The 13,451-nt window shown below is 35.3% G+C and carries 12 protein-coding genes; 9 read left to right on the forward strand and 3 right to left on the reverse strand.

Annotated elements, in window-relative coordinates:
* Positions 1-114: 114 nt before the first annotated feature.
* Entirely contained in the window at positions 115-1,788 is a 1,674-nt protein-coding gene (locus U8521_RS10090; RefSeq protein ID WP_334352635.1) for a glycoside hydrolase family 13 protein, read from the forward strand.
* Positions 1,789-1,802: 14 nt separating this feature from the next.
* Here U8521_RS10090 and U8521_RS10095 read toward each other — a convergent pair whose 3' ends face one another.
* Positions 1,803-2,660, reverse strand: coding sequence for an NFACT RNA binding domain-containing protein (locus U8521_RS10095; RefSeq protein WP_334352636.1), 858 nt, complete (start codon positions 2,658-2,660; stop codon positions 1,803-1,805).
* A 106-nt stretch (positions 2,661-2,766) separates the two neighbouring features.
* Positions 2,767-3,687, reverse strand: a complete 921-nt coding sequence (locus tag U8521_RS10100) for an aldo/keto reductase (RefSeq protein ID WP_334352637.1) — start codon at positions 3,685-3,687, stop codon at positions 2,767-2,769.
* 258 nt (positions 3,688-3,945) lie between these two features.
* Between U8521_RS10100 and U8521_RS10105 the strand changes: the two genes are divergently transcribed.
* From U8521_RS10105 to U8521_RS10125, 5 genes are read left to right on the forward strand one after another with little or no spacing between them, the layout of a single operon-like run.
* Positions 3,946-4,839, forward strand: coding sequence for an alpha/beta hydrolase (locus tag U8521_RS10105; RefSeq protein ID WP_334352638.1), 894 nt, complete (start codon positions 3,946-3,948; stop codon positions 4,837-4,839).
* A 12-nt stretch (positions 4,840-4,851) separates the two neighbouring features.
* Positions 4,852-6,279 (forward strand): PTS transporter subunit EIIC, encoded by a 1,428-nt coding sequence (locus tag U8521_RS10110; protein WP_334352639.1) that lies wholly within the window; start codon positions 4,852-4,854, stop codon positions 6,277-6,279.
* Between the two features lie 11 nt (positions 6,280-6,290).
* The gene (locus tag U8521_RS10115) at positions 6,291-7,367 is read left to right on the forward strand and encodes a MupG family TIM beta-alpha barrel fold protein (protein ID WP_334352640.1); all 1,077 of its coding nucleotides are present in this window, start codon (positions 6,291-6,293) and stop codon (positions 7,365-7,367) included.
* A complete protein-coding gene (murQ, locus tag U8521_RS10120; RefSeq protein WP_334352641.1) occupies positions 7,357-8,247 on the forward strand; it encodes an N-acetylmuramic acid 6-phosphate etherase in 891 nt (296 codons plus the stop codon). Before U8521_RS10115 ends, murQ begins: the two co-directional genes overlap by 11 nt.
* Before the next feature lie 9 nt (positions 8,248-8,256).
* Positions 8,257-9,117: a MurR/RpiR family transcriptional regulator gene (locus tag U8521_RS10125; RefSeq protein ID WP_334352642.1), complete on the forward strand. Its 861-nt coding sequence runs from the start codon at positions 8,257-8,259 to the stop codon at positions 9,115-9,117.
* 157 nt (positions 9,118-9,274) lie between these two features.
* Here the strand turns inward: U8521_RS10125 and U8521_RS10130 are convergent, their stop codons facing one another.
* Complete coding sequence (locus tag U8521_RS10130; RefSeq protein ID WP_334352643.1) at positions 9,275-10,252, reverse strand: AraC family transcriptional regulator; 978 nt, start codon at positions 10,250-10,252, stop codon at positions 9,275-9,277.
* Between the two features lie 140 nt (positions 10,253-10,392).
* Between U8521_RS10130 and rhaB the strand changes: the two genes are divergently transcribed.
* The 3 genes from rhaB to U8521_RS10145 are packed head-to-tail and all read left to right on the forward strand — an operon-like array spanning position 10,393 to position 13,438.
* The gene (gene rhaB, locus U8521_RS10135; protein WP_334352644.1) at positions 10,393-11,856 is read left to right on the forward strand and encodes a rhamnulokinase; all 1,464 of its coding nucleotides are present in this window, start codon (positions 10,393-10,395) and stop codon (positions 11,854-11,856) included.
* Positions 11,849-12,163, forward strand: a complete 315-nt coding sequence (gene rhaM, locus U8521_RS10140) for an L-rhamnose mutarotase (protein WP_334352645.1) — start codon at positions 11,849-11,851, stop codon at positions 12,161-12,163. The genes rhaB and rhaM overlap by 8 nt, the downstream gene beginning before the upstream one ends.
* Positions 12,164-12,172: 9 nt before the next feature.
* The gene (locus U8521_RS10145; protein WP_334352646.1) at positions 12,173-13,438 is read left to right on the forward strand and encodes an L-rhamnose isomerase; all 1,266 of its coding nucleotides are present in this window, start codon (positions 12,173-12,175) and stop codon (positions 13,436-13,438) included.
* Positions 13,439-13,451: the final 13 nt, after the last annotated feature.

The raw sequence follows: 13,451 nt of genomic DNA on the forward strand, positions 1-13,451 counted from the left end.
CTTCATTGACCATAAATTTCTTTTTTTCTAAGACCCTGATTTTATTGCTAAAAATCAGGGTTTTTTAGTAGAATTTTGGCGTAACTTAAATTGACTGAATGTTGAGGGAAAATTATGGCCAATGACAATGAATGGTGGAAGAAATCGGTAGTTTATCAAATTTATCCGATGAGTTTTCAGGATAGCAATAATGATGGAATTGGTGATTTGAATGGAATTACGAGTCGCTTGGAGTACGTTAAAAAATTAGGTGCGGATGTGATTTGGTTAAATCCAATTTACAAGTCACCGAATCACGATAATGGCTATGATATTAGCGATTATTTAGCTATTCAGCCTGAATATGGAACGATGGCTGATTTTGATAAGATGTTGGAAAAAGCACATGCTCTGAATTTAAAAATTATGATGGATCTAGTGGTCAATCACACGTCTGATTCACATAAATGGTTTCAAGAGAGCCGTAAATCAAAGGATAATCCATATCGCGATTACTATATTTGGCGTGATCCAGTCGACGGGCACGCTCCTAACAATTGGGGGTCACGTTTCGATGGTTCCGCTTGGGAATTTGATGAAAGAACAGCTCAATATTATTTGCATTTGTATGCCAAAGAACAGCCTGATTTGAATTGGGAGAATCCTAAAGTTCGAGAGGAAGTTTGGAATTTGATGCGCTTTTGGCTAGATAAGGGAATCGATGGTTTTAGAATGGATGTCATCAATCTGATTTCTAAGCCAGCAGGGTTACCAGATGGCCCAGTGAAGCCAGGAGCAAAATTTGGAGGTACCGGTGCAGTTGCCAATGGACCTCGATTAGCAGAGTTTCTTGATGAAATGCATATTAAAGTTTTGTCAAAGTATGACGTTATGACGGTCGGAGAGATGCCCGGTTCATCACCTAAGAATGCAATCGACTATGCTGGGTTGAAAGCAAATAAGCTTAATATGGTCTTCCAATTCACGCATGTCAATATCTCACCAAATGAGGATAAACGTTTAGGGCATTGGAATGATGAACCAATCAACTTAGTCGATTTGAAAAAAGTTCTCAGCAAGTGGGAAGTAATGCTCAATGGTAAAGGCTGGAATAGTCTGTACTGGAGTAATCACGACCAAGCTCGCGCAGTTTCTCGTTTTGCAACTGATAATCCTAAATATCGTGTGAAAGCAGCCAAGATGCTAGCAACCACACTCCACATGCTGCAAGGTACACCTTATATTTATGAAGGTGAAGAAATTGGCATGACCAACGCCCACTTTACCAAGTTATCGCAATACGAGGACGTCCAATCATTGAATGCCTATCAAGAATATGTCGATATTGAAAAAATCGTGGATAAAGAGACAATGTTGAAATATTTGGCATTCCGATCACGCGACAATGCTAGAACGCCAATGCAGTGGAACAGTTCTGTTAACAGTGGTTTTACCAATGGTACACCTTGGTTTACTATCAACGATAATTATCAAGAAATTAACGTCGAAAATGATTTATCTAATCCTGACTCAATTTTTTACTATTATCAAAAATTGATCGAATTACGTCACAACTGTGATTTAGTCGTCTATGGCGATTATGAAGTGCTTGATATGGATGATGAAGAGGTATTTACTTATCGTCGCCGTTATAACGATGAGACTTTACTTGTAATCAATAATTTCACGAATCAAGATGTCATTCGTGACTACGGTCAAGATAGCGGCGCATTATTGATTAGTAACTATGCAGATGATAAGCACACTCGTTTAAGAGCTTATGAAAGTAAGGTTTATTTACTCAAATAAAAAAAACTGATTTCTCAGTCTTTTTCAGAAAGTTTTTTAGCTAGATTACCATCTGGTGTAACGGTCAAAGTTTTTGCGTGACCAGTAAATTCAACTAGTCCCGACTTAGCTCCTTTAGGCTTGAAAAGTTGGCCCACTTTTAAAACATCAACAGGAACTTGTTTGAGCCCACGACCTTTGCTGTAATAAGCTGCTAAATTGGCTGCTTGTAGAAGAGTCAATTCGGAAGGATCAGCACTGTGAATTACAACGTGTGAACCAGCTAACTTACTAACGTGCATCCAGTAATAAGTTTTGTTGGCGGTTAAGGTCAAGTGATCATTTTGGTCACTATTTTTACCGACCTCAACTAAAACTTTGTCAGTTGTATAGAAACGTCGTGGATGAGCTGGCTCGGGAGCTTTAGAAGAGTGAAGAACCTTAGTCTTCAGAGCACCTTCGTCGATGAGTTGTTGTTTAACTAGTTGTACTAATTCATCATTTTCAGGATCAAAGTCTTTTTGACGTTGTTCTTGCTTTTTTAGATTTTCGTTAGCCTGGTCGAGATTATGTTGAATCGTCTCCAGACCACGTTTATCTCTGCGATATTGATGGAAATATTTTTCAGCGTTATCCATGACCGATTGCGTGACATCTAAATAAATAGTCAACTGTTGGTCATTTTTTTGATAATCGGGAAGGATGACATAGCCTTTTTGAAGGTCAACGTCTTTAGCATAAGTTTTCAACAGAGTACCTCTAGTTTTTAGAACTTCTACGTCACCGATTTGAGTAATAGCTCGATTCAGTGATCTGATTTGTTTTTGTGTATGTACAATCTGCCATTTCATTGCTTCGATTACTTCAGTGGCAGTGTTTTTTTCTGATGGCATGATAATCCTCGAATCCTTTGTTTGTCTGATGAAAATTATAACATTGGTAAGTAGAGACTAAAAAAGCTCAAACCAAAATTTGGTTTGGGCTTTTTGACGTTAAATTTTATGGCAAATCATTGCCTGCAGCGAAGTAAATGTCGTACCACTCTTGTTTAGTAAGATCGACGTCGCTATCTTGAGCACTATCAGCAATGTGTTCAGGATTCATTGTGCCGATGATAACTTGAATATCAGCAGGATGTCTGAGAATCCAGGCTGTTGCAATAGCATTCTTACTTACATTGTATTTGTCAGCTAATTCTTGGAGTTTCTTGTTCAATTCTGGGAATTTGTCGTTGTTGATAAATGTTCCAGCAAACATACCAGATTGGAATGGTGACCAAGCTTGGATGGTTACGCCCATTCTTCTGGAGAATTCTAAAAGACCTCCGTCGTGGTTGATTGAACGTGTGTCAGTCATGTTAGTGTGTAGGCCGAAATCAATCATTCCAGAGTGCATAATACTGAATTGCAATTGGTTGATCATCAATCTTTGGCTAACAGCTTCTTGAACTAATAAGTATTGTTGAGGATTGAAGTTAGAAACACCAAAGTGACGAACTTTACCAGCAGCTTGCAATTCATCAAAAGCTTCAGCAACTTCTTCCGGCTCCATCAATGGATCAGGTCTGTGAAGTAGGAATGAATCAAGATAATCGATTCCCATTCTCTTCAAAGAGCCGTCAACTGCATCGATCAAATGTTGTTTTGAAAAGTCATATCTCTTTCCGGAAACGATGCCACCTTTAGATTGAATGAACAAATCGCTTCTTTTGACATTGCTTTGTTTTAAAGCTTGGCCGAAGATTTCCTCAGATTTTCCACCACCGTAAATATCAGCGGAGTCAATAAAATTAATACCACTGTCATAAGCCGTGTCGATAGCTTTAGCAGCTTGGGCAGGATTTAATTTGTCCATTCTCATGATACCTAAAGCTACAGCTGAAGTTTTCCAGCTGGTTTCACCTATATAACGTTGTTTCATTACAAAGCCTCCATTTATTAATCACACTTTTAATTATTGAGATTTTTTATTTATAAGTCAATTATAAAGATTGCGCTTACAAAAATCATACTTATTGTAAATTCATAATAAATTTGGCTTTTTTTGTAAAAAGAAATCATAAATTATGAAATTATGTTTTATAATTTTTTAATTATTAATAAGGATATTGAAATTAAATTCGATTGTTGTATTATCTAGTTGTAAGCGGTGACAAAAATATATTTGGGGGTAATTATTATGAAATCATGTGTCAAAAGATTTTTAGTTATTGCTGCTAGCGTAATTACAATGCTCGGCATAGCTACGTTTACTGGAAATACAGTTGAAGCTGCAACCAAAGTTTCTCCAACTAGTACAGTGGCAACTACAACAATGTATTCCAAGAAATTGCATCTTGATTGGAATTACGATGTTTATGTTCCGGGTGGATACAATCCTAACGGAAAGAAAAAATATCCAGTTCTTTATATGATGCACGGATTATATGGAAATCATAGAAATTTACTTGAGAGATTCAATTCTCAACAAATGCTCGACGGGGCAATGAAGCGTAATGGTCAAAAGGCAATTGTCGTTTTCATTGATGGTTTTAACAGTTTTTATGTTAACCAAAAGGGTGGCATGCAAATGGAAAGTGCCATCATGAAAGATTTAGTACCAAAAATCAATTCCACTTATAAAATTTCATCATCCAGAGCGGATCACGCTGTTGGTGGTATCTCAATGGGTGGTTACGCCGCTGCAAGACTTTCATTGAAATATTCTAAGTACTTTTCAAAGGCTTTATTAATTTCACCATCTGTTTGGTACAGCTTACCAAAAGATAATCCTATCAGAATGAATATGCATGCTTTCACAAACGGTAAGACTAATTGGTCTGATAAGGTTTATAACAGTTTGTTCCCAACTAAATATATCAACAAGAAGACCAAACCGGTTAAATTCTATGTTGAAACAACTTCGGACGATACAACTGTTCCTATTAAGAACGTTAATAGATTTGTGAAGACTTTGAAGAAAGATAAATTCTCAGTTAAGTACGTTAAGGATACTGGAGATAATCACAATTGGACATTTTGGACGAAAGCTACTCCGAAATCATACAACTGGTTGATGCAAGAATTTAAATAGGGGGTAACTAGCATGGACGCAAAAAGTACAGCAAAAGAAATTTTGAAAAACGTCGGTGGCAAAGAAAATGTCACTGCTAACGTTGCATGTATGACGAGATTGAGATTAGGCATTAAAGACAATGACAAAGTTAATGTTGATGCTTTGAAACAAATTGACGGTGTTTTAGCGGTTGTTCAAGCTGATACACTTCAAGTTGTTTTAGGACCAGGTAAGGTTAATAAAATTGCTGAACCCTTCGCTGATTTGACTGGAGTTGCTTTGGGGAGTGACTCAGATGATGAAGATGACGACAATGTAAAAGATATTGCTAAGGAAAATAAAAAAGAAAATAAGGCTAAACATGACAAGCCGCTTCAACGTGGTCTGCAACACATCGCTAATGTCTTTATTCCATTGTTACCAGGTATCATTGCTGCTGGATTAATCAATGGTCTAGCTAATGTTATTGATTATCAAACTGGATCAGCTTTTGTAACTGATTGGTGGTATATGACTATCAAGACAATTGGTTGGGGATTGTTTACTTTCTTACCAATTTTCGTTGGAATGAATGCGGCTCGTGAATTTAAAGGTAGCGCCATTCTTGGTGGTATCGGTGGTACGCTTTGTTTAGGAGTTACAATTACTGGTTCACCACTCAGTTCTCAAGCCATTTCAATGCCATTCACTAATGCACCTTATACAGTTGGTGTTGGTGGTTTGATCACAGCTTTATTAATGGGTATTTTCTTTGCTTTCTTGGAAAAGAATTTGCGTAAGATCATGCCTAGTGTGTTGGATACCTTCTTCACACCACTTTTGACAGTTATTATCGGTTCACTATTAGCTGTTGTTTTCCTACAACCAGTCGGTGCTTGGTTGACAACTGCAATCTATACAGTTATGGATTTCATTTATACAAAACTCAGTGTCTTTGGTGGATTCTTACTATCATCAACTTTCTTAGCTTTAGTTTCTGTTGGTTTACACCAAGCTTTAACACCAATTCACGTGCTTTTGAATGATCCTACAGGTCCAACAAAAGGTATTAACTACTTACTACCTATTTTGATGATGGCCGGTGGTGGCCAAGTTGGTGCTGGTTTTGCACTTTACTTCAAATCAAAGAACAAGAGATTTAGAAAGATGGTTATGAGTTCTATTCCAGTTGCTATCTTAGGTGTTGGTGAACCTTTGATGTATGCTGTTACTTTGCCACTAGGTAGAGCATTTATCACTGCAAGTATCGGTGCTGGATTTGGTGGTATCGTCGCTTCACTATTCCATCTAGGTGCCGTTTCTCAAGGTGTTTCTGGATTGTTCGGTCTGTTGATCATGCAACCAGGACAACAGTGGATCTACTTGTTGGCACTCTTAGTCGCCTATGCTGGAGGATTTATCGTAACGTGGTTCTTCGGTGTCGATGAAGATAGAATTAACGAAATTTATCCAGAATAAAGGAGAAAATTATGTTAGGATTTTCAGCTTATCTACACAATTCATTGACGAAAAAAGATTTAGAAATGTTTAAACGTTTTGTCGAGGCTGGTTTCAAAGGGGTTTTTACATCAATTAATTTACCAGAAGATGACCCTCAAGTTTTGTTGAAAAATTTAAGTGAGCTAGGTAGTTTATGTGCAAATCACGGATTGGAATTGACTCTGGATATTTCATCTAGTGCTTTGAAACGTTTGAATTTGAATCTAGATCATGATTTGAAGGTCTTCAAAAATATGCATGTGACGATGCTACGAATCGATGACGGAATCGACAATAGTAGAATCGCACGATTAACTCACGGAATGAAAGTTGCTTTAAATGCTAGTACGATTGAACAAAATGATATCGATGAATTGAATGCAGCTCAAGCTGATTTTGATAATTTGGAAGCTTGGCATAATTATTATCCTCGTGAAAATACTGGATTGGAGAAGAATTGGTTTGTTCAAAAGAATCAATGGCTTCAAAATAACCATTTTAAAGTAATGGCTTTTATTCCTGGAGATGCTAATTTACGTGCTCCAGTTTATAAGGGATTACCAACGTTAGAGGAACATCGTTATGAGAATCCTTTAGTTGCTGCACTTGATTTTAAACAACTGAAAGTTGATCGAATTTATGTTGGGGACCCGGCACTAAAGCAGGCGACATTTGAGCAATTTAGAAATTATTTCGTAAATAATATTTTGCAAATTAATGTTCATTTTGATGAAACCGTACCTAATTATTTGAGAAATATTTTTCATCAAAGAGCGGATGTAGCCAGGGATGTGGTCAGATTACGCGAAGGTAGGAGTTTAAACCAAAGCGTGATTTCTCCAAAAAATAATTTTGCTAGAAAAATTGGTGCAATTACCTTAGACAATTGTCTTTCTGGTCGTTATCAAGGGGAGCTGCAGCTAGTTAAAACGGATTTGCCGGCTGATGCGACGGTTAATGTTATCGGGCAAGTTTTAGCTACAGATTTGAAATTATTACAGTATTGTCAAGCTAATCAGGCAATTGAGTTAATTGATAGGAATGAGGGATGTGTAAATGGACATTAAGAAATTATCGACGGAAGGGCGTAATCCAGAAACTATGAATTTGGATGAAATGACTGCAGAAGAAATCGTCACAGTTATGAATTCCGAGGATCAAAAGGTTGCTCTAGCTGTCAAAAAGCAGTTACCTCAAATATCAATTGCTGCTAATAAAATTGCCGATTCCTTCAAGAAAGGTGGTCGTCTCTTTTATACCGGGGCGGGTACTAGTGGACGTTTGGGTGTACTCGATGCCGCTGAGTGTGTACCCACTTTTGGAACTGAACCAGAAATGGTCCAAGGTCTGATTGCCGGTGGTAGTAAAGCTATGACTGTAGCTGTTGAAGGTGCTGAAGATAGCGTTCAAGAAGGTGCCGATGATTTAAAAGCTCATAATTTGAATGAGAATGATGTGGTCGTTGGTATCGCAGCTAGTGGTCGTACACCTTATGTAATAGGTGGTTTGGATTATGCCAATAGTATTGGAGCAACAACTGTTGCATTATCTTGTAATGACGGTTCAGAAATTAGTCAGCACGCGCAAACAGCTATTGAAATTGTTGCAGGTCCGGAAATTCTTTCTGGTTCAACTCGATTGAAATCAGGAACTGCTCAAAAAATGGTTTTAAATATGCTTTCAACAGCAGCAATGGTGAGAATTGGCAAGACTTACGGTAATTTGATGGTTGATGTCAAACCAACCAATAAGAAGTTAGTTCAGCGTTCAATCAATATTATCAGTGAAGTTACTGACGTTGATGAAGCAAAAGCTTTAGAAACTTTAAAGAAAGCTGATTATTCAGTTAAAGATGCAATCGTGATGATTGCCACTGAAACAGATAAAGCAGCCGCACAAGAAAAATTACGTCAAGCAGGTGGTTTTGTTCGTCAAGCAATTAAGTGAGGTTAGGATATGGCAAATACGGTTTTACTGACAATTAGAACAGCAATTGAACACGCAAGTAAAGCTGAGAAAGCACTCGGTCAGTGCATCTTGGATAATGTGCAAGAGATTCCCAGTTTGAGCGTTGCCCAACTGTCACATAGAAGTGGTGTCAGCCAAGCAACAATTGTTCGATTTTCGAAAAGTCTCGGGTTAAATGGTTTCGCAGATTTGAAAGTGGAGTTGGCCAGGGCGACTAGTGATAATGTGACTGGATTATATGATGAAATCTCGCCAACCGATGGAATAAATGATTTGGAACGTAAATTGGCAGTCAGAATTCAACACACGTTAGAGATGACCAACCAAGGATTAAATCAAACAATTTTGAAAAAAGTCGTCAATTTACTAGCTGAATCTAGCGCTATTTCAGTATACGGACTAGGAGCTTCAAATCTAGTAGCCGAAGATTTTACGCAGAAATTTTCTCGAATTGGTAAAAGTGTGGTCCATACCCAAGATACTCATCTATTGCTGTCCAATGTCCTAACGCAACAAAATTCTCAACTCTTATTTTTAATCTCTGATTCAGGTGAGACCAACGAAACTGTCACGCTAGCAAAAGCCGCAGTTGAGGCTAAAATTACCGTGGTAGGTATAACATCCAATCCTAAAAGTAGTTTAGCCAAATTAGCCACTTTGACAGTCTTAACTAGTAATACCGTTCCTAGGGATAAAATCAGATCAGCCGCCACGACGTCGTTAATTAGTCAGTTATATACAGTTGATTTATTGTTTTACTTATTCTTGCAGAAAAACTATCAAAATAACATCCGCAAGTTGAAAGAATCACACTTGTTGGTTGAGAAATATTTTTCCCGAAAGAAATGAAATCAAAAATATTATTTGAAAAACCATCATTTTGAAATTTTTGATGGATTCGTATAACAGTTTTTTATATGCATTTAAATTAAGTAAAAGCAAAAAAGCCTGATATACATTTTTATGATATGTATATCAGACTTTTTTCTTTAGTCTCACTATTTAATTATTTACATCTAGTTTGATTAGGCATTTCATCATATTGTTCTTTATATTTTGAATAAAAAAAATTTAGATTTTTGATACCAACGCTATTTATTATCTCACATATTGGAAGTGATGTCGTTTGAATTAATTCATGTGCTTTCATAATCCTTTCTCGTGTTAATACTTTAATGAAATTTTCACCAACTTCTTCTTTAAATAAATTACTTAAATAATTTTTATTGTAGTTATATTTCATTGCTACAGTTTCCAAACTGATATTAGCGTAATCGACAGTAATATCGTGGAGTATTCTGATTATTAAACTTTTAGTTTGAGAAACATTGGAACGTTTGTTTTTGTAATTTCTAACTAATTGTATTAATAAAATATTCAAATAACTTTTGATAATAGTATTGGAAAACTCTTTGTTGAGGATATATTCGTCAATGATTTTTTCAAGCGTATCTGATATTTCCATGTTCTTGTTTGTTTTTCTGAAAACTATAGATTTAGGATTTTTATGACTTTTAATTATCCGATTGATTAAAAAATCAAAGAGTACTGATTCTGTTCCGCGCAAATCGTTAAGGGTAGCTAAATTAATATCTTGATCCCGAAATAAAATATTTATTAAAATATCTTTTTCCCCTAAATAATCAACTGAATGGGAACATCCGACATCAAGAAGAATTAAGTCACCCTTTTTTAAAGAAACCTTGTCGTCATCAACAATTTCTGTGCAATTACCATTGTAGCAATAATTCATTTCTAGAAATTTATGTTTATGGGTAGGATAAGATGCAAATCGATTATGTTTACTAATATAAATATCATGGTTTTTAAAAAAGTACTCATTGATATTTGGAATGTTTATGGATGAATCATCATCTTGAATGATGGCAGCGTTAGGCACATTATTTTTGAATTTATGATTTATTTTTTGATATTTCTCAATATCACTGTATTTCATTAAAATATCGAGAGTTTTTTGATCCATATTCTTCACCTGTATAAATGTAATTTAATCATGATTATTTGATATTGTTCACTTAAGCACAAGCATATATCATATACTCGTAAGTTAAATGTTAGCGCTTTCATATAGCTTGTCAATAATTTTTTTTAGAGGATGAGGCGATGAATTTTCATATTGCGGTTGATATCGGCGCTTCTAGCGGTCGAATTATTCTAGGACACATTGAAAATGAAAAATTAATTCTTAAACAAGTTTATCGTTTTAGAAATGATTTTTTTGAAGAGAACGGATTAAAGAAATGGAATATTGATGAATTGATCAAGGAAATTTTTACTGGATTATCGATGATTAATTATCAAAAAATGAATAATGTAACTCTGGGCATTGATACTTGGGGCGTCGATTATGTTTTTGTAAATAATAAAGGCAAAAAAATATCTAATCCAGTTTGTTATCGTGATTCAAGAGCAGACAAGAAATTTCAAGAAATTACAGATAAATTAACAAAAGAAAAAATATATGCAAAAACAGGAATACAATTTCAAAAATTTAATACGATATATCAATTGTCTAGTGAAAGCCAAAATACCATTTCTGATGTCGATAAGGTTCTATTAATACCAGATTATATAAATTATGTATTAACAGGCAAAATGGTTACAGAGGCAACCAATGCTTCGACTACTCAACTTGTAAATTTAGCAAGTGAGGATTTTGATGAAGAACTATTAAAAGCTATTGGTTTAAAAAAGGAACAATTTGCAAAAATCGTTGAACCTGGAACAGTTTTAGGAACTATAAAGGAAAAATATAGAAGAGAATATAAGCTTCCTAAAATTCAAATAGTATGTGTTGGATCACACGATACTGCATCTGCTGTAGCTGGAATACCAGCTTTTGGGAAAAATTGGGCATACATTAGTTCAGGAACATGGTCATTATTAGGAACGGAAGAGAAGTTTCCCAACACCACTCAAGAGGCATTTGATGGGAACTATACAAATGAACGTGGAGTCAATCACTCAATCAGATTTCTAAAAAACATTATGGGAATGTGGATAGTTCAAAGGATAAAAAAAGAAAATTTTAATAATTTTAGTTTTCAAGGGATGGCCGATGAAGCAGAGAAATTCTTACCATTTCAACAGTTTATAGATATAAATGATTCTGTTTTTCTAAGTCCTAAGAACATGTTACTAACTCTGAAAAATTATTGTGTAGGAACATCTCAGAAAGTACCCAGAGAACTGGGAGAGATAATGATGTGTATTTATAGTAACTTGGCACTTTATTACGCTAATGAAATTCAAAGAATTCAGAGGATATCGCGAAAAACAATAAATAATTTATTTATTGTTGGTGGGGGATGCAATATTGATTTACTTAATCAATTGACTGCCGATGTTACTGGCATTGAAGTAATTGCAGGGCCTTCAGAGGCTACAGCTGCAGGTAATATAATTACACAGATGCTCGAAACTAAAGAAGTTTCTAGTATAACTGCTGGTAGGAAATTAATTGTAAATTCTTTACCTGTAAAAAGATATAAACCCGCTACTTTTAATTCTGATATTTTAAAAAAATATCAATTATTTTTAAAAGAAAAAGGTGATCTGAATGACTAGAATATATCAAAAAATGTTCGTGAATAAGTCCGATATAGATGAATATATCAAAAGACATCAAAATATTTGGGAAGAAATGAAGCAAGGACTAAAAGAGTACGGAGTGTCTGACTATAAAATATCTATAGACAGACAAAATGGGGTAGTTTTTAGCACACTTGATGTTAATGATGTTGGCAAATATAAAGAGTTTTCTAAAACTAGTATTTGTAAAAAATGGTGGCACTACATGGCACCAATAATGTCTGTAAAAGATAATGAAGAACCCATAACAGAGAACTTAGAAGAGGCTTTTTATTTAGAGTAGGTGAGGAACATGATCAGCAACGAAATTATTGAAAAAAATTATAAAGATGCACAACAAAAGTATCAAGAAATTGGGGTAGATACAGAAGCCGCACTTAAACGTCTACAAAGAATTCCAATTTCAATTCATTCTTGGGAAGGCGACGACATTAGAGGGTTTGTAAAAACTGATGAAAGTTCATCTTCGGGAATAGAGGTAACCGGAAATTATCTGGGAGTAGCAAAAACCCCTGATCAATTAACTTCTGATTTACATGAAGCTTTATCGTTAATTCCTGGTAATAAAAAAGTACAGTTACATAGTATTTACGGTGTTACGGATACTCAAAAAAACCTTGTAGATGTCGATAAAGATGACTTTAGTTATTGGGTTGATTGGGCTAAAGAGGAAAAAATTGGTTTAGATATGAATCCAACATTCTTTAGAGGTTCGATGGTGAAAAATAATTTAACTTTATCATCTCCAGATAAAAATATTAGAGATTATTGGATTGAGGTAGGTAAAAAATCTAGAGAAATTTCTAACTACTTTGGAAAATCCCTAGGTGTTCAATCTATTAATAATTTTTGGGTTCCAGATGGATTTAAGGATAATCCAATTGATAAAGAGTCTTACAGGTTGCGTTTAATTGATTCACTTGATGAAATTATTTCTGAAAAATACCCTGAGGAAAATACTATCGAATCGTTCGAAGGAAAACTTTTTGCCCCTGGTATTGAAGCCTTCACTGTCGGATCTCATTTACTTTATAATAATTATTCCATTAGTAGAGGAAAATTATGGACAATTGATTCCGGTCATTGGCATCCTACCGAAGATGTTTCAGATAAGTTTTCTTCCTATTTGCCATTTGGAAAAGGTATTATGCTACACGTCTCTAGACCAATGCGTTGGGATAGCGATCATGTCGTTATTTTGGATGATATGCTGCATAAAATTACTGATTCGTTGATTCGTGATAATTATATTGACAGAACTCATATTGGACTTGATTTCTTTGATGCAACAATTAATAGAATTGCTGCTTGGATTGTTGGTGCAAGACAAACACAAAAGTCTCTACTACAATCACTACTTACACCAGTGGATCAATTAAAGGAATCCGAATCTAATTATGATTTTACGAAGAGATTAATTGTTACGGAACAACTCAAAACTTATCCTGTAAGTGCGGTTTGGGATAGATTCTGTCAGTTGAATGGAGTACCCGCAGGTTCTGATTGGGTAAGCGATGTGAAGAACTATACCAATGATGTTTTGTCTAAAAGAAATTAGAAGAGGGCGAAGG

This window comes from Companilactobacillus miaonis (assembly GCF_036913615.1).
GTDB lineage: Bacteria > Bacillota > Bacilli > Lactobacillales > Lactobacillaceae > Companilactobacillus.